This is a genomic window from Bradyrhizobium sp. CCGB12, from assembly GCF_024199845.1.
GTDB lineage: Bacteria > Pseudomonadota > Alphaproteobacteria > Rhizobiales > Xanthobacteraceae > Bradyrhizobium.
Genome location: NZ_JANADO010000001.1, coordinates 1,420,165 through 1,436,778, shown reverse-complemented (window position 1 = coordinate 1,436,778; position 16,614 = coordinate 1,420,165). Strand labels below are relative to the sequence as shown.

Annotated in this window: 12 protein-coding genes; 3 read left to right on the top strand and 9 right to left on the bottom strand. The window is 65.1% G+C overall.

Annotated elements, in window-relative coordinates; all coding sequences use genetic code 11:
- Positions 1-89 precede the first annotated feature (89 nt).
- The 9 genes from NLM27_RS06620 to NLM27_RS06580 all read right to left on the bottom strand — a co-directional run bounded on the left by NLM27_RS06620 (position 90) and on the right by NLM27_RS06580 (position 13,729).
- Positions 90-1,589 carry an aspartate aminotransferase family protein gene (locus tag NLM27_RS06620; protein WP_254142588.1) on the bottom strand — a complete coding sequence of 500 codons (1,500 nt, stop codon included), beginning with the start codon at positions 1,587-1,589 and terminating at the stop codon, positions 90-92.
- The gene (locus NLM27_RS06615) at positions 1,586-2,821 is read right to left on the bottom strand and encodes a hypothetical protein (protein ID WP_254142587.1); all 1,236 of its coding nucleotides are present in this window, start codon (positions 2,819-2,821) and stop codon (positions 1,586-1,588) included. Before NLM27_RS06615 ends, NLM27_RS06620 begins: the two co-directional genes overlap by 4 nt.
- Position 2,822: 1 nt before the next feature.
- Entirely contained in the window at positions 2,823-4,472 is a 1,650-nt protein-coding gene (locus NLM27_RS06610; protein WP_254142586.1) for a hypothetical protein, read from the bottom strand.
- Positions 4,462-5,241, bottom strand: coding sequence for a hypothetical protein (locus NLM27_RS06605; RefSeq protein WP_254142585.1), 780 nt, complete (start codon positions 5,239-5,241; stop codon positions 4,462-4,464). The genes NLM27_RS06610 and NLM27_RS06605 overlap by 11 nt, the downstream gene beginning before the upstream one ends.
- A gap of 71 nt (positions 5,242-5,312) precedes the next feature.
- Entirely contained in the window at positions 5,313-7,196 is a 1,884-nt protein-coding gene (locus NLM27_RS06600) for a flagellar protein (protein ID WP_254142584.1), read from the bottom strand.
- A gap of 21 nt (positions 7,197-7,217) precedes the next feature.
- Positions 7,218-9,101, bottom strand: coding sequence for a flagellar hook-associated protein FlgK (flgK, locus tag NLM27_RS06595; RefSeq protein ID WP_254142583.1), 1,884 nt, complete (start codon positions 9,099-9,101; stop codon positions 7,218-7,220).
- A 35-nt stretch (positions 9,102-9,136) separates the two neighbouring features.
- Positions 9,137-11,389 (bottom strand): flagellar hook-basal body complex protein, encoded by a 2,253-nt coding sequence (locus NLM27_RS06590; protein WP_254142582.1) that lies wholly within the window; start codon positions 11,387-11,389, stop codon positions 9,137-9,139.
- 269 nt (positions 11,390-11,658) lie between these two features.
- Complete coding sequence (gene msrB, locus NLM27_RS06585; RefSeq protein WP_254142581.1) at positions 11,659-12,171, bottom strand: peptide-methionine (R)-S-oxide reductase MsrB; 513 nt, start codon at positions 12,169-12,171, stop codon at positions 11,659-11,661.
- Between the two features lie 88 nt (positions 12,172-12,259).
- On the bottom strand, positions 12,260-13,729 hold the full coding sequence (locus NLM27_RS06580; protein ID WP_254142580.1) for an FAD-binding oxidoreductase: 1,470 nt from the start codon (positions 13,727-13,729) through the stop codon (positions 12,260-12,262).
- A 196-nt stretch (positions 13,730-13,925) separates the two neighbouring features.
- On the opposite strand from NLM27_RS06580, the gene NLM27_RS06575 reads away from it, so the two are divergent.
- The 3 genes from NLM27_RS06575 (at position 13,926) to NLM27_RS06565 (ending at position 15,695) form a co-directional block, all read left to right on the top strand.
- Positions 13,926-14,462, top strand: coding sequence for a histidine phosphatase family protein (locus NLM27_RS06575; protein ID WP_254142579.1), 537 nt, complete (start codon positions 13,926-13,928; stop codon positions 14,460-14,462).
- Positions 14,463-14,532: 70 nt separating this feature from the next.
- The gene (locus tag NLM27_RS06570; RefSeq protein ID WP_008554848.1) at positions 14,533-14,958 is read left to right on the top strand and encodes a universal stress protein; all 426 of its coding nucleotides are present in this window, start codon (positions 14,533-14,535) and stop codon (positions 14,956-14,958) included.
- A gap of 350 nt (positions 14,959-15,308) precedes the next feature.
- Complete coding sequence (locus tag NLM27_RS06565; protein ID WP_254142578.1) at positions 15,309-15,695, top strand: hypothetical protein; 387 nt, start codon at positions 15,309-15,311, stop codon at positions 15,693-15,695.
- The last annotated feature ends 919 nt before the right edge of the window (positions 15,696-16,614 follow it).

Here is a 16,614-nt window from a genome sequence, read left to right as displayed (position 1 = left end):
TCGCACGCCGCGCGGGCGGCCGAGCCGCACAAACGACAACGGCCCCGGATCATCTCCGGGGCCGTCGTTGTTTCGGGCCTGCATCCACGTTACTGGGTGACGAGCGGCGGCGCCTCGACCTCGACCACTCCGTCTTCGCTCCGGCGTCCGCCGAACTCCAGCACGGCAGCGACCAGCGCATCGATGTCGTTCTCGTCGGTGCGGTGATTGACGATCGCTGCGCGGATCGCAAACTTGCCGCCCAGCGTCGTGCTCGACGGAGCTGCGACACCGGACTCCTGGATATCGCCCACGATCTCGCGATTGATCGTATCATCGGCGCGATAACGGAAGCAGACGATGTTGAGATTCACCGGCGCCAGCAATTCCAGCCGCGGCTCGGCAAGAATGCGCGCTTCAAGATATTTCGCCAGCGCGCAGCTTCGCGCGATCACCGCGCCGAGCCGATCGGTGCCGAACGTCTTCAACGTGAACCAGGTCTTCAGCGCACGGAAGCCGCGCGACAGATCCGGGCCGAGATCGCAGGGCCAGATCGCGCCCGCCGCAAGTCCCCTCGCCTCGCGGCGTAGATAGGCCGCCGGCTGCGCAAAGGCCTGCCGATGCTGCTCGCCATCGCGCACCAGGAGGAAGCCTGCATCGTACGGCACCTGTCCCCATTTGTGGAAATCGAGCGCAATGGAATCCGCAAGCTCGATGCCGACGAGCAGCGGCGCGAGCTCGGGTGACAGGATCGCGAGCGCACCGAAAGCACCGTCGACGTGAAACCAAATCCCTTCCTCGCGGCAGAGCTCTGCAATGGCGTTGAGATCGTCGATCGCGCCGATATCGACCGTGCCGGCAGACGCGACCACCAGGAACGGCTTGAAGCCGACTTCGCGATCTACGGCGATCTGCGCGCGCAGCGCGGCAACGTCGATGCGATGATCGTCATCGACACCGATCTTGCGTAGCGCATCCGTGCCGAGCCCGGCAATGTCCATCGCCCTCGATATGCAGCCGTGTGCGGCATGCGATGTATAGGCCGTGAGCAGTGCGCCGTCATTGCCGAGGCCGTGTTGCCGCGCCAGCGTACCGAGCGCGTTCGTACGGGCCACCAGCACCGCCATCAGATTGGCCATCGACGTGCCCGTGACGAAGATGCCGCTCGCGCCTTCCGGAAAGCCGAACAGGCGGCGCATCCACGCGACGATCTGGCGCTCGACCTCGATCGGCATGTGGTCGCGTCCGCCGAGATTGGCATTGAGGCCGGCTGCGAGCATTTCCGCGAGCATGCCGACCGCGGTGCCGCCGCCATGGACCCAGCCCATGAAACCGGGATGGACGTTGCCGGTCGCATAGGGTGCGACATGCTCGCTGAATTCGCGATAAACGTCGGCGAGATCGTTTGCCTCGCGCGGCACGTCGGCCTTCAGCGCCGCACGGGTCGCATCGGGAATCGGCTGCCAGACCGGACGCGCACGAACGTTGGCGATGCCGTCAATCGCATCGTCAAGCATGCGATGAGCCAGCGCACGCAACTCGCTCCAGTCCTGCGGATCGAGTGAGGTGTGAGTGACGGAGTTTTGCGTGTTGCGGATGATCTCGTTCATGTTGCGCTTCCCTCGCCCTCTCGTGCATGCCGCGACAGCATCGCCGTGAACGCCGCAAATATCTTGCGCATCTGTGGCGGCTTGTACGGAAACACGACCGGCGAATCCATGTTGTGCACGACGGCGGTGTTGTCTGCTTCGAACACCAGGAGCTCGCGGTTCTGGTTCTCGGCGCAATCGACGATGAAATAGTCGAGGCCGACGCGCCTGCTCATCTCTTCGAGCGCGCTCTTGTGGCGCGCCGCGAAGGCGTGGTCGAAGTCGAGCATGAAGACGGCCTCCTCGGCCCGCTTCTCCTCGCTGAACGCCATGTAGGCGTTGAGATACCAGATGTCCCAGCGATCGGCGATCGCCATGTGGCAGGCATAAGGTTTGCCGTCGACCATGGCGAGACGATATTTGCGGTAGAGCCCGTCGGGGCTGACATAGTCGACGAAGCGCGCGACGAAGAAGTCCTGCTCTTTCCGTTCGGCGAGATAGGCATCGAGCGCCGCCGCATCGTCGAGCTTCGCGAGCCCGACGCCGGCATGCGAGCCGCGCGGTCGCGCGATCATCGGAAAATGCAATTCGCCCGCGATGTCCCCGCAGGCGATCCGCCCATGCGCGAGATCCGACAATTGCGCGCGCGTGGCGTGGACGGTCGCGGGAATGTCGAGGCCGGGCACACCGGTCAGCAGCCGATACAGCTTGTCGCGATCGAGGTTGCCGATCAGGTCGGGGCGATTGAGCAGCGGCCGCGGCCAGCGTGGCGCGGCCTTTTCGATCAACGCGAGCGCTTCGCGGCATTCCTCGGAATCGGACGCAACCACGATGGCGACGTCGTGCTCGGGCAAGTTCTCCGGCAGACCGACGCCCTTGACCACGTAGAGCGTCAACAGCTCGATGTCGGAGCCTTCGAGCAGGAAATCGATCGGCGTGTTGCCACCCATGTCGATGTCGGCGGCAAGCGCGAGCAGGCGCAAGCCCGGCTTCGACGCAGCGCTGGGCGTGCGAAACAACTGATGGAAGGTCAGCACTTCCGACTGGATCGCAAGCCCCGCATCCTTGTCGCCAAGGAGCTGGACGATCAGCGACAGGTCCAGACCTTCGCCCGCCTGCGCCGTCCCTTCCGTGATCCGGACGACGAGTTGGTCGCGCAACGGCTGCAAATCGACGCCTTCGAAGGCCCGGCGCGTCAACTGTGCAAAGCCGATGCGATCGGCATAGTTGGCCACGGAAACCTGATGCTGCATCTCACACCTCGAACGCGGACTTCATCGGCGCGGCCGCACCTACGCCACCATCAAGCAGCAACTCGATCTTCACCAGGACGTGGGCGATGCGATCGAGAACGTGCTGCACATTGCGTTGCGCCTGCGCCATGTCCGGTGACCAGACCTCGGTCACGAGCCGCGCGCCGACGCAAAGGCGCAACAGGGCCAGTGGGGCCTCGTCCTGCCGTTCCAGCCGGACCGGTTGACCGATCAGACAACGCTGCGCGGCGACCTTCCGGTCCGCGGCACTGCCGCCGATCTCCTCGTTCATGTCACGCGCCAGCGCCTGATGCACGGCACCGGTCTCTGCAATCGAAATCGGTTTGCCGTCGCGCAGCAGCATGAACGGAAAGATCGTACGTTGCGTGAACTCCTCGTCGTCCACGCCGATCTTCTCTATCCCGGTCGGGACAAGACGAAGCAATGGCGACAACGCGATCATGCTGTCGATGCCGGCAGCGAACTCGGCCAGCGCCTTGGCGCGAAATGCAGCCGGCACCGCATAGTAGCTGCCGATCTCCGCCAGCGCGGCCTCCCAGCGCAGCCATTGGCCGAAATTCGGCCGGCGCTCGAAGCGCAAACGCAGTGCCGTCCAGGCCATCGGCCAGTCGCAACGGCCGGCATAATCGAAGAAGCCCGGCGCGATCGCTTCGACCCGGTCGAGCGACCGCGAAAAGCCTTTCGGCACCAGCAGCGCACCGCTGAACGCCGGTCCGCCGAAGAATTTCGAGCCGGTGATCAGCACCAGGTAACCGCGGTCGAGATAGGAGCGCAGCCGGCGGCGGCCGAGCCGGGCCTGGCAGGCGTCGACGACAATTTGAACCTTGCGCGGCCAGCGCCGCGCGATCTCGTCGAGGCAGGCAGCGCTCGGTGCGCGCCAACCGAGCTTCGACGCATCCATGATCTGGAGCAGCACCGGCGCTCCTTGGGCGATCGTGGCCTCGATCGCGCGCAGCACCGCGGCATCTGCGTCCGTGTGCATCGCGACGCCCGGCCCCGCCTCGCGCAATGGCAGCGCGATGCTGGCGCCGGCCAGCCCCGCAACCGCACCGTCCTTGCGGACCGCAAAGCCGGCCGCCGTCCTGGAGCTGAAATGATGTCCGCGCGCGGTATGGGTTGTCCCGCTGCCGGTCTGATCCGCGCCGACCACGATCGTCACCGGCGGCGCGCCGAGCATCGCGCGCGCTACGAACAGGGCGTGGAGCTGGGAATCCGTGCCGGACGGCGAGAACACGACATCGACCCGCGGCGAGAGCTGGAAATGGCTGCGCAGCTCGTCGCGCATGTCCTCGCAGCGCGCATCGAAGGCGATCTCGACCTCGTCGAACAGGCACTTGTGCATCAGCTCTTCGCGCGCCAGCGCGGCGCGGTCATAGGCCGCCTGCGAGATCGTCGACGCGGTCGAGGACGCGAAATTCCAGAGCTCCGGCTCCGGCGAGGCCGCGCAGCCATAGGCGTTGACGCGATCCCTGGCGTCGAGCGCCAGCCGCGGATCTCCACCGGAAACGAGCAACGTGTCGAGCGGCGTGAAGAGATCGCGCAGTCGGTAACGCGAGCCCGCGTCGGATGCGCGTTCCGGTTCTGACAGACGGGATGCGCCGGCGCTCATCCCGGAAGGCTCACGCCGCATCGGCCGCCGCCGCTGCGGGCGCGAATTGCGAGGCGATGTCGCCGTGGAACACCGACGGTCCGACGTGATCGAGCGAGCTCTGGATATCGGCCCAGATCTCGCCACCGATGTCGGTCCAACGCTTGCAGAAGGCGAAGTCCTCGGAAAGATAGGTGCCGGTCGTCGGATCGATCATGCATTCGAACAGCGCGAACCGGTTCTGGCTCGCCGCCAGCGTATCGTGCGAATGCTCGCGGAAGAATTGCAGAGCCGCATAGTTCGGGTGGCGGCACATTGCTTCCAGCACGTGGCGCCGGATCATCAGGAAACCCGTGCCCGCATAACGCACGCGGGTAAAACCGTTGACGACCACGATGCGGTCGGGATCCTCGATCTCGAGCACGTAGTCGAGCGAAGCGGCCGGCACGTCGGCCCGACCTGACTGGATGGCACGCGCGGCCTTGTCCCAGTTAACCCGCTTGATCGGATAGCAGCCGGCGACGACGTCGGCGCCGCATTCGATCAGCCGGAACACCTGCTCCGGCTTGAAGCCGATGTCGGCATCGATGAACAGGAAATGCGTCGCCTTGGGATCGTCCAGGAACAGCGCGACCAAATTGGCCCGCGCGCGCGTGATCAGCGCATCGCCGTCGCGCAGGTGCACCTTGAGCTCGAGATTGGACATGTCGTGCACGGCGCGCTGGAGCGCGAAGATCGAGCTCGCATAGATGCTCGACACATTCCCGCCGAAGCATGGCGTTGCCACCACCAGTTGCATCTTGTCCGACATCGGCAGCTCCGCCCCGCTCCAATCCTCACCAAGAAGTAAAGAGGCATGGTTAACGGCGCCTTAACGCCTCCTTACAGGAACTTGACGAGCGAGAGCTGCGCCAGGTTCGAGGTCACCTGGTAGGAGGCCTGGAGCGCGTTCTGGAGCGCCAGGATCTCGCTCGCGACTTGGTCCGGCGAGGCCGATTCCGCCTGGTCGATGATGGACTGGACCTGCGCCTTGGCCTGGGTCTGGCGCGTGCTCGCGTCCTTCATCGTGTTCTGGGCCATCGCGAGGTCGGTCTGGATGTCCTCGAGGCGCTGCTGGCCGGGCTGCTTCGTCAGCGCTTGCGTCACCCGCAAGCTCAGCGCCGAGACCTGCCCGCCCGAATACTGCCCGGTCGGCGAGGTCGAGAACGTCCCGAACACGGCGACCGCCTGCAGCTCCTGGCGGATCGCGTCCTCGTTGGCCTGCGCGCCATATTGCACCGTGACGGAATCGTCGACTCGCGCCATCGCGGTGGAGCGCGGCGAGCCCGGCCCGTCATTGCCCAAATACCACTTCACCGTCGTGGCCGAGCCGTTCACCAGCGTGGTGGCCGAGCTCGCCGGCGACGAGCCGACGCGTAGCGGCGGCTGCGTGGCGGTCACCGGCGTCGAGCTGAAGCCGAGCGAGCTCAGCGCCCCCGTGTTCGAGCTCGTGATGTTGAGGCTCGCCGCATCGTCGGTGTTGATCGTGATCGAACCGCCATGGACCGTCGAGGGTTTCGACGTCCCCGTGATCGCGTCGATCTTGCTCATCAGCGTCTGGATGCTGTCGGTGACGTTGAGCTGGTTGCCGGTCGCGCCGGAGCTGACGAAGGTCAACGTGGTGCCGTTGATGGTGATGGTGTCGCCGGCGACGAAGCCCGGCGAGATCGAGTCCGAGGGGCTCGCACCGGACAGTGCCGTCGCGCCGGTTATGGGCGCCGGCGGCGCCGCCTGGTTGTTGACAGGCGTGCCGATCGCCGAACTCGCGGTGTTGAAGAAGTTGTCGCCGGCGACGACCGCGGATGCCGCCACCAGCGAGGTGTTGGCGAGCTTCGCGATCGCGGTGTTCAGCGCGGTGTTGAGGTTCGCGGCCGTATTGTTCGGGTTGACAGGCGTGCTCGCATCGATCGCGAAACTGCCGAGCGGCGTCGGCGTCGCCGTCGAGGCGGTCAGGTCGATCTGCTCGGTCGTGCCGTCCGGGAGGGTGAACTGGACGCTCAGCTTGTCGCCGTTGTTCGGGTTGACGCCGTTGAGATCGACCGAGAACGACACCGGCGAGCCGCTCGGGCCGGTGACGGTCGCGCCCGTCAGGGTCGAGGACACCGCGGCGATCTTCAGGCCGAACGGCGATCCCGCGACGTCCTCCGACACGTTTATCGAGCTCGGCGTCGGCTGCGTCTGCACCAGCCGACCCATGCCGTTGGCGCCGAGATCGGCGGCCTGACGCTCCGCCATGACGGTCTTGAACCCCGCCTGCGTCGTGGTGCCGTTGATGATGTCGCCGGCATCCGCAACCGACTGGGTGTTGACGGCCGTGCCGGAGAACAGATAGCGGTTACCCGACTGCGTGTTGAGAACACCGACCATCGAGCCGAACTGCGCCGCGGCAGTGTTCTGCGCGACGGTCTGGCCGTTGACGTTGAGGTCCTGCGCAGTGCTGGCGGAGCCGGTCTGCACCGTGTTGCGGATCGTGGTCAGCGACTGCAGCGCAGTGTTGGCGAGGTTGACGTTCACGTTCACGTTGGTGATCGTGTCGGTATAGGCGGCGATGTTCGAAAGCTGCGCGCGCCCGGCGATCGCAAAGCCTTCGTTGGTGCCCATGCCCGAATAGTTCTGCGACAGCTTGCCGGTCGATAGCTGCGTCGACAGGTCGGTGAGCTGCTGATTGATGTTGCGGATTTGGTAGCCGAGAACCGATGAGGAGTAGTTGATGCTGCTGATCGACATCTTTCAGAGCCCTGTTACTTTTTACCCTTGAGCCTGGAGCAACGTGTTCATCATGCTCTGCACGACCGACATGACGTGGGCGTTGGCGGCATAAGCATTCTGAAGCTGGATCAGGTTCGACATCTCCGAGTCCAGGTTGACGCTGGAGGTCGAGTTGAACTTGGCCTGGAGCGTGGAGACCACGACGCTCTGGCCCTGCTGGAGCTGGGTCGCCTGGGTCGCCGAATTGGCCTGCACACTCAGGAACTGCTGGAGGTAGTTCGAAACGCTGCCGGTGAAGGGCTGGCTCGCAGAGCCGAGGCCGCTCTGCGGAGAATAGGAGAACACCGCCGTCGTGAGCTGCGAATAGAGATAGTCCGAACGCGTGGTGTCGCCCGCGGGGGTCACCGGCGAGGTGTTGTAGACCGACAGCCGGGTCGGATCGGACACCAGCTGCGTGTTCACGGCGATGCGCCCGGCAAGGCCGGTCATTTGCGAGCCCGATGCCGTGATTGCACCGGTGTAGAGCGCCTGCCCGCCATCGGTGAACAGCGGCAGCTGCGGATTGCCCGAGGTCAGCGACGAGATCGTCTTGGTGATCGAGGACGAATTGACCTTGGTGAGGCCGGTGTTGTCGTCGGTTACCCGCAGCGTCGTAGCCGTCGCCGGCGACGGCGCGGCGGAGAACGACAGATGCGTGCCTGATAGCGCGGTATTGAGCGCAGATGCGATCGCTCCCATGCCGCCGGCGAAGTTGATGCCGATTTGCATCGGGTTGGCATTGGTGGCGTTCTGGAGCGGCAGCGCCGCCGGATCGGTCACGTTGACCAGCGTGATCTGGCGCTGCGTGTTGGTGGTCGTATCCGTGTACGTGATGTTGATGCTGTTGCCCGGTGCCGCGCCGGCGAGGTCGAGATCGAACCCGGCCGGCGGGCCGGAGACCGTGCTGCCGGCCGTGGTCTTGTCGGACAGCGCACTCGACATCGTGGCGGCGAGCTGGTCGATCTGGTTCTGCGCCTGCACCAGCGTCTGGTCGCGCAGCTTCAGGTCAGCCGCGATCTGGCCGGACGACACGACGTTGTTGGCGACGACGTCAACCTGCGAGCCGTTCGGAAGCTTGATGTTGAACGCGCCGACGCCGGACTTGGCCGGATCGATGTTGTAAAGCGAGGTCGCCGACAGCGTGCCGGCGGACGCAAAGGAGAATTCCGAGGCAAGCCCGGCGCCGACGAGCTGAATGCCGGTCGTGGTGTAGATGTTGGTCTGGTTCGAACCGTCGGTGGTGACGCGGACGTCGACATATTTCGACAGCGTGTTGATGGCCTGGTCGCGCTGGTCCATCAGCGTGGCTGCCGAGGGATCGTTTGCCGACAGGCCCTGGAGCTTGGTGTTGATGTCGGCGATCTGCTTCATCGCCGCATTGGCGGCTTGCGCCGAGGTGCCGAGATCCTGCTCGACGTTGGAGCGCAGCGACTGGATGCCCTTGGTGGTGACGTTGAGCTGCTGCGCCAGCGCCTGCGCCGCGCCGAGCGCGACGGTCTGCGCCGATGATGCGCCCGAACTGGTCGACAGCGCCTGGAGCGCGGTGGTGAAATTGTTCAGCGCGGTTTCGAGCGTGCCGGAATTGCCGGGCGTGCCATAGACATTCTGAAGCTGCTTCAGGATGTTGGCCATCTGGTCGGCGTAGCCACTGCCACCGGTCTCGGTGCGCAGCTGGTTCAGCACGTAGCTGTCGAGCTCACGGCTGACACCGGTGGTCATCGCCGTCGAGCCGAAGTCGCCGGTGGTGACCTCGATCTGGTTCGGCGTCTGGACGACGTAACCCGGCGTCTGCGAATTTGCGACGTTCGAGGAGACGATCGAGAGCGCGGCCTGGTTGGCACGCAAGCCACTCATCGCACTGGCGAGGGCTGAACTCAAACCCATGTCACTGACCCGCCTTTGGTTACGTTACGCGCCGATCAGCGCAACACGTTCAAGAGGTCCTGCACCATCGAATTCGCGGTCGTGATCACCTTGGTGTTGGCCGAATAGGCCTGCTGCGTCACGATCAGCTTGGTGAACTCGTCGGCGATGTCGGTGTTCGAGCCTTCCAGTGACGAGCCGCTGATGGTGCCCGAGGCGCCGTCGATCGCGGCTCCCGATTGTTCGGTCGCCGCATAGGCACCACCGTCGAGCGCCTTCAGATAGTTGGTGCCGTTGAAGTGCGACAGCTGCACCTGCGCGAGGTTGAGGTTCTGGCCGTTCGAGAAGGTGCCGACCACGACGCCGTTGTTGTTGACGGCAACCGAGCGAAGCTGGCCGGCGGCATAGCCGTTCTGCGTGATGGTGTTGATGGTCACCGCGCCGCTGGTGCTGGCATATTGCGTCAGCCCGCCCGAGGAGATGTTGAAGGCGACGGAGCCGAGCGACTGGCCGCTGACACTGACGTTGTTGATGGTGATGCCCGAGCCGCTCGGCGAGGTCAGCGAGCCGTCGGCGGCAAAGGTGAAGGCCTGTCCAGTATTGACCCAGCCGACCGTGGTTCCGGTCGCATTCGGGTCGGTCTGGTAGAACAGGTTCCAGGTATCGGAATGGCCCGCGCCCAGCGAGGCGCTGTCGGTCTTGGCCCAGCGCAATTGCAGGTTCACCGGCGTGCCGGCGGCGTTGTAGGCGGTCACCGCGCCGCCGCTGATCGATTCCTTGGTGAAGGTGGCGACGTCGTTGCCGATCACGCCGCCGGTGCCGGCGGTGCCGCCGCCGTCGCGATTCTTCGTGATGGTCGAGGTGAAGCCGAGCGCGGCAAAGGCTGAGCTGTTCGAGCTGGACACCGACAGGTTGGAAACGGTGCCGGTGTTCAGCGTGATCACGCCCCCGCTGCTGACCGACGATCCCGACGCACCGGACAGCGCGTCGATCTTGCCGAGCAGAGTTGTGATGTTGTCGGTGACGTTGATCTGGTTGGCGCCCGAGGCGCCCGAGGCCATGAAGGTCAGCGTCTGGCCGTTGACTGTGATGGTGTCGCCGGCGGAAAAGCCGGACGAGAGCACCTGGGCGCCACCGGCGGTGGCGGTGCCGCTCAGCACCGTTGCACCCGAGATCGCGGGCGAGGACAGGACGTTGCCGCCACGGGTCACGCTGCTGATACCGAGCGCGGTGGCGGCCGTGCCGCTGCCGACCGCCACGTCGGTGCCGGTGCCGGACGAGATCTGGATATTGCCGCTGGCGGACAGCGAGGCCGTGACACCGGCGCCGCCGGCGGTCTGGATCGCGTTCAGGATGCTGGCAACCGTGGCCGTCGTGCCCGCACCGAGGCCGATCGTGGTGTTGTTGCCGACCGTCGAAACCGTCGTGCCGGCGTTGAAGGTGATGGTGTTGCCGTTGATGGTCAGCGTCTGGCCGCTCAGCGCGGTGAGAATGCTGGAGGCGAGATGCGTGCCAACGGAGTTGTCGAGCGACGTGGTGGTCGAGGCGACCGCGGACGAATTGTTCTGGAGCGCAACCGTGCCCGTGCCCGTCGTCGACGAGTAGGCCGAGCGGATGTTGCCGGTTGCGGCCGCGCCTGAGACCAGTGCGTTGGAATAGGGCGCGGGCGGCGTGCCGACCGGCAGCGGGTTGGCCGAAAAGTCGGACGGATTCAGCCCGCCAGCCGCCAGCAGCGTGCCGGTCGACGCGGTCGTGCTCGCCACCGTGTTCGGTTGGGTCGGCAGGTTCGCGGCGTACTGGATCGAGCTGGTCGCCTGCGCCGGAATGAAGTTGTTCTGGAATTTCAGAACGGTCGCGACGTTGCCTTGCGGGTTACCCGTCTTCGGGTCGACCGTGACGCCCATCAGATAGTAGCCGGCGCCGTTGACCAGGTTGCCGTTGGCATTGAGCTGGAAATCGCCGCGCCGCGTGTAATAGGTGACGCCGCTGAACACCGGCTGATTGTCGACGATGTTGGTTGCCTTCTGGATCGAGAAGAAGCCGTCGCCGGTGATCGCCATGTTGGTGGCGACGGTGGAGGACGAGATCGTGCCCTGCGTGGTGATGGTGGCCTTCGCGTTGGCCGTCACGCCGCCTGCGACCTGCTTGCTCGGCACGGATGAGTCGGGAATGAGATCGACGAAGCTGGTGCCGATGCCCTTGTAGCCGGTGGTGGAGGAGTTCGCGATGTTGCCGGAAATGTTCTGAAGCGCGAAGGACTGCGCCTGCAAGCCACCCACCGAGGTGTTCATTGCATCGAAGATACCCATAACTTTGTCTCCAAATCCGATCTCGGCGGCGCCGAACCGTGGCCGCAATCGGCAGAGACAGTCGCAAAGGCCATGCCAATGCGGGTACCTTCAGGAAATCAATGACTTAAATAGACATGCCCCGGTCGGATGACCGGGGCACAATTGCCCGGCCGGCAACAATTGCCGGGACGATCGTCGTTCCGGAGCGATGCGTCAGCATCGAATCCGGAACCCCGGGATTCCGGATGCGATGCTCGCGCATCGCTCCGGAATGACACCTCAACTCATTACGTTGCCGACGCCGCGGCCGGGTGGAACACCAGCCCAAAGCCGTCGATGCAGTAGCGCAGGCCGGTCGGCTTCGGACCGTCGTCGAAGACGTGGCCGAGATGGCCGCCGCAACGGCGGCAATGCACCTCGGTGCGGACCATGCCGTAGGTGCGGTCCTCGGTCTTGCCGACATTGCCCTCGATCGGCTGGTAGAAGCTCGGCCACCCGGTGCCGCTCTCGAACTTGGTCTCAGACGCAAACAGCGGCAGGTCGCAGCCCGCGCAGGCGAAGATGCCCTTGCGGTGCTCCTTGAGCAGAGGGCTGGAGCCGGGCCGCTCGGTGCCGTGGTTGCGCAGGATCTCATATTGCTGCGGCGTGAGCTGGGCACGCCATTCGGCCTCCGTCTTCGTGATCTCGAACTTTTCCGCGGCCTTCTCGCCAGCTTCGGCCGGGGATGCTCTCAGCCAGCGGAAGGCCGAAAGGCCGAACAGGCCGGCGGCAGTCGTCAACAGGATGCGGCGGTCAAACATCTCATTCTCCGTGCGCGGGGAGTCCACGCCCTGAGATACGGGCTCTAACGGCCGACGTTACACTTTCGGGCGGAATTTTTCGCGGGGTCTATTGCGGAACGCCGTCGTCCTGCGCGGCCGGTTCCGCGGCCTGTACTGGCCCCCGGGCCGCAAGCTTGGGCGGCGGAGCCGGCCGCGGCCGGACGCCAGCCGGCGGACGGCGCGCACCCGTGCCGGCGGCACGGTTGGCTTCGGCGAGGCGCGCCTCGCGTTCCCGATCCTTGACCCTGGCACGCTCGCGATAGCGGGCGAGCGAGCCCGCGGCGGCGGAACTCGCCCTGCCCCAGATCCCGACCAGCTGGCCTGCGACGCGCCCCGTGGCCCCTCCCGCCCAGACCAGCTCGAAAGGCGAGAACAGGCGCCAGCGCTCGTCACCCAAGAGGATGCTGCGCGCGATCATTTGTCCGGCCATGGCCGAAATGTTCATGCCCTGGCGGCCGAACCCGCTCGCCACCCACAGGCCCCTGCGCAACTGGCCGATCTGCGGCATGCCGTGCACGGTCTGACCGGTGGCGCCGCCGAACGTTTCGGTGATCTCGACATTGCCGAGCTCGGGGAAGATCGTGCGGATCCGCCGCCGGACGGCGCCCGCGAAGCGCTGCGGACGCGCCGCCCAGGTGGTCTCCGGGCTTTCCCACATCAGCCGATCGCCGTCGACGACACGGAAATGGTCGACGCCGTCGGAATCCATCACTGATCCCTTGAAGGCGATGATCTCATGCACGTGCTCGCCGAGCGGCGCGGTGATGCCGGCATGGCGCCAGACCGGCAGCAGCGTCTCCGACAGGCGCTTCAATGGCGCGCCAAGATGGATGTTGCCGGCGAGCACGATGTGGGTCGCGCGCAGCCGCGCCGACGGCGTGACGATGCGCTTGCGAATGCCGGAATGATCGATGCTGACCACCGGCGTATCCTCGAAGATGCGGGCCCCTGCCCGCCGCGCCAACGCCGCAAGGCCGTGCACATATTTGCGGCCGTCGACCTGGAACGCCCTGGGGTAGTACACGCCGTGGAAGTAACGATCGGTCTTGAGCACCTCGCGGACGCGAGCGACCTGCCAGCCTTCGACCTCGGTGTCGAAATCCTCGTTCAGCATCTGCAACCGGCTGATCAGCCTGTCGCCGGCATCGACATTGGAGACCTCGAGCACGCCGTCGCTGAGGCCGATCCCCGGCATGTTCTCTTCCGTGGCGTTGGCGCGAACGAACTCGGCGCCCTCCTTCGACATCGTCCACAGCTCGCGCGCGTCCTCGAAGCCAACGCGCTCGATCAGGTCCGTGAGCGGCAGTGCAAAGCCGGGCATCACGGTGCCGAGCTGGTTGCCGGAGGCGTTCCAGCCGATATGACGGCCCTCGAGCACCGCGACGCTGGCCCCGAGCCGGGCCGCCTCCAGTGCGATGGAGAGGCCGGCAATCCCCGCCCCGATCACACAAATGTCGGCATCGAGATCGAACGACAGGCGTTCGCGTTCGCGAAAGCCGACTTCTTCCTGGGACGTGCTTGTGAAAGTCTCGCTCATGTCGTTTTCTTAGAGCATGATCCGGGAAAGTGTGCAGCGGTTTTCCGAAAAGATCATGCTCATACCAACAACTTAGAGCGCGATGACGATTCGTCCTGATCTCAGAGCGCTTTAATGGACTGCGGGCGCTTGTCACCTTGCCCTCAACCGCCGCCTGTAGATTATTCTGGACGTGTAACGATTCGAGAATGCCATCATGCGCCGTTTGATGCTGCTGCGTCACGCCAAGACCGAGACTGACGCGCCAAGCGGCCGTGACCAGGACCGCCGCCTCGACGACCGCGGCCACAAGGATGCAGCGCGGATGGGCGACTGGATCGCCGCCCATCCGCCCGTTCCTAATTCCGTGCTGGTGTCGCATGCCGTCCGGGCCCGGCAGACCTGGGACATCGCCTGGGAGGCGATGAAGGACCGCGTCGCCGCGCCTGAGGTCGAGATCTTGCCGGAACTCTATGGCGCCGATCCCGCGCAGCTCCTGGACTCCATTCGCACTGCAACCGCCCCGGCCAACCCGAAGCACTTGCTGCTGGTCGGCCACAATCCGGGCATGCACGAGGTCGCGCTGATGCTGCTGGGCGGCGGCGATCCGGCCGGCGCCAGGGCGCTCCGCGACAACCTGCCCACTGCGGGGCTTGCGATCTTCGACTTTGACGTCAAGGATTGGGGTGACGTGGCCTACCGCCGCGGCAAACTGGTGCTGTTCGTCAGCCCCAAGCTGCTTCGATCGGAATGAGACGCGCGGGCGCCGTCTCGACCGGTTGATTCAGCCGCAGGAGGTGCTGACTGGAAGACTGGAGGCGCAGATGTTCAAGTCCATCCTCGTGCCCATCGACCTCGCCGATACCGATCTGGCCAAGCCGGCGATCGCAACCGCGGCGACGTTGTCGCAGACCTGGAGCGGCGCCGTGCGCCTGCTCAACGTGCTGCCGATGACGCCGGTGATGCTGGCCGAATACGTGCCGGCCGATTTCGACGAACAGCAGCGCCAAACCTCCGAGGAAGCACTCGCCATCGTCGCGCGCGAATCCGGCATCGAGGCGTCCCGCATCTCCAGCGTGGTCCGCCAGGGCGGCATCTATCACGAGATCCTGGAGGAAGCGGTGCACATGAAGGCCGATCTGATCGTGATGACCTCGCACCGGCCGGCGATGCGCACCTATTTCCTCGGCTCCAACGCCGGGCATGTCGTGCGCTACGCAAAGTGCTCGGTGCTGGTGGTCAGGCACTGAGAGTTGCAACAAGCTCCGTCATTGCGCTGGCGGCGCTGCTCTCTCCCCGTCATTGCGAGGAGCCCTTGCGACGAAGCAATCCAGAGTCTGTCCACGGAGACATGCTGGATTGCTTCGCTCCGCTCGCAATGACGATGTTGAGACATTGTACGCTTTCGTCCGGCACCTCCTAGCCCGGATGGAGCGCAGCGCAATCCGGGGCCGCCCCCGGATTACGCTTCCGCTCCATCCGGGCGACAAGACCGGTGGTCACGCACCTAACTCGGAGCAATACCGTGAAGCACTGGTGGCACAGATGGACCTACGAGGTCCCGCTCGCGATTGGCGACGCACTATGGGAGGTGCTGGTCGTGCAATTTGCAGCGTTGCTGGACCGGCTGACGGTGCGGAAGGCGATCGCCTTGATCCCAGTCGTTATCATTGTGCTGGCCTACTATCATAGAATCCCGATTCCGCCGGAACTGATGCTCATCGGTGACTTCCTCGCCTATATCGACATCTTCTCGGTGGTGATCCTGCTCGGCGTGCTGAGCCGCGTCACGACGATCCTGTTCGTCCTCAAACAGGCGGCGGCACGTACCGCCCGGCTCGCCGGCAGCGTCGTTGCGCATGTGCAGCGTTTGGACATCAGGCATCGGCGCCGACGCAGCGTGCCAACTAAGCCGCGGCACGAGCCCGACCGATCCGAAGACGATCGAGCTTACGGCGGCGTATGGGGCCAAGTCGCGTTGGCCTGATCATCGCGACAGCGCGTAGTAGCCCGTAGCCCGGATGGAGCGAAGCGCAATCCGGGGGCTGCTCTTTCCGCACGATTCCCGGATTACGCTGCGCTCCATCCGGGCTACGAGACCTTGCGGTGCCCGACGGGCAAAACACCCAAATGCTCGGTCAATACGCGGCCACGAAAATATTCCACTTTACCGAAATTCGGAATTAGCGGATAGTGCACGCACCCCGGCCCAAGGAAGAGGGGCGTATCGCGATCGTCACGAACGCGGGCCGGGCGGCGGTGGACGCGGGCCACATTGGCGCGACAAGCTTCGCAGGGCGGGCGACCGTGAGCGAAGACCTCGCGCCAACGACAGATGCGGTTCGCGTACGGCAAAATCGTGTGGTCCTGGCGCCCGGGGTCTGTGCGCCAAGTCCTGTGGTGATGTGGCGGCCCGACCGGGCACGCGCATCAGTCATCCGCATGGCGACGGGGGCAATAGTGCATCGCTCCCCGGGGAGAGCGCGACATAAGCCGTAAAACCACTGCGCAGGGAAGGCCGGGATGTCCTGGCTTCACCTGTATGCCGCTGTGCAGATTTTCTGACTGCAACTTCGCACAGTGGACCGCGGGTGCCAGCCGGCTCCCGGCCTTCCCTGCGCCCTCTTTCACTTGAGGGGGAAGCGTTGAGGCAAAGCTCGGGCGAGATGAGCCGCGAGGATGCAAAGGTATGTCTGCAATGAAGATGCAAGTTGAGAGAGCGATGCCATCACCACGTCATTGCGAGCGCAGCGAAGCAATCCAGAGTCTTTCAGCGGAGGGAAGCTGGATTGCTTCGCTGCGCTCGCAATGACGATGTGGAGGCAGGTGTGCGCGCAAACTCAGGTCTCGTGCCCCGGACGCAGCGCAGCGCTCCTTCAGCGGTGCGCTGCAGAGCCGGGGCCCAT

Coding starts and splice junctions, on each gene's coding strand:
- NLM27_RS06620 (WP_254142588.1), bottom strand. CDS start 1,589: ATGAACGAGATCATCCGCAACACGCAAAACTCCGTCACTCACACCTCA.
- NLM27_RS06615 (WP_254142587.1), bottom strand. CDS start 2,821: ATGCAGCATCAGGTTTCCGTGGCCAACTATGCCGATCGCATCGGCTTT.
- NLM27_RS06610 (WP_254142586.1), bottom strand. CDS start 4,472: ATGCGGCGTGAGCCTTCCGGGATGAGCGCCGGCGCATCCCGTCTGTCA.
- NLM27_RS06605 (WP_254142585.1), bottom strand. CDS start 5,241: ATGTCGGACAAGATGCAACTGGTGGTGGCAACGCCATGCTTCGGCGGG.
- NLM27_RS06600 (WP_254142584.1), bottom strand. CDS start 7,196: ATGTCGATCAGCAGCATCAACTACTCCTCATCGGTTCTCGGCTACCAA.
- flgK (WP_254142583.1), bottom strand. CDS start 9,101: ATGGGTTTGAGTTCAGCCCTCGCCAGTGCGATGAGTGGCTTGCGTGCC.
- NLM27_RS06590 (WP_254142582.1), bottom strand. CDS start 11,389: ATGGGTATCTTCGATGCAATGAACACCTCGGTGGGTGGCTTGCAGGCG.
- msrB (WP_254142581.1), bottom strand. CDS start 12,171: ATGTTTGACCGCCGCATCCTGTTGACGACTGCCGCCGGCCTGTTCGGC.
- NLM27_RS06580 (WP_254142580.1), bottom strand. CDS start 13,729: ATGAGCGAGACTTTCACAAGCACGTCCCAGGAAGAAGTCGGCTTTCGC.
- NLM27_RS06575 (WP_254142579.1), top strand. CDS start 13,926: ATGCGCCGTTTGATGCTGCTGCGTCACGCCAAGACCGAGACTGACGCG.
- NLM27_RS06570 (WP_008554848.1), top strand. CDS start 14,533: ATGTTCAAGTCCATCCTCGTGCCCATCGACCTCGCCGATACCGATCTG.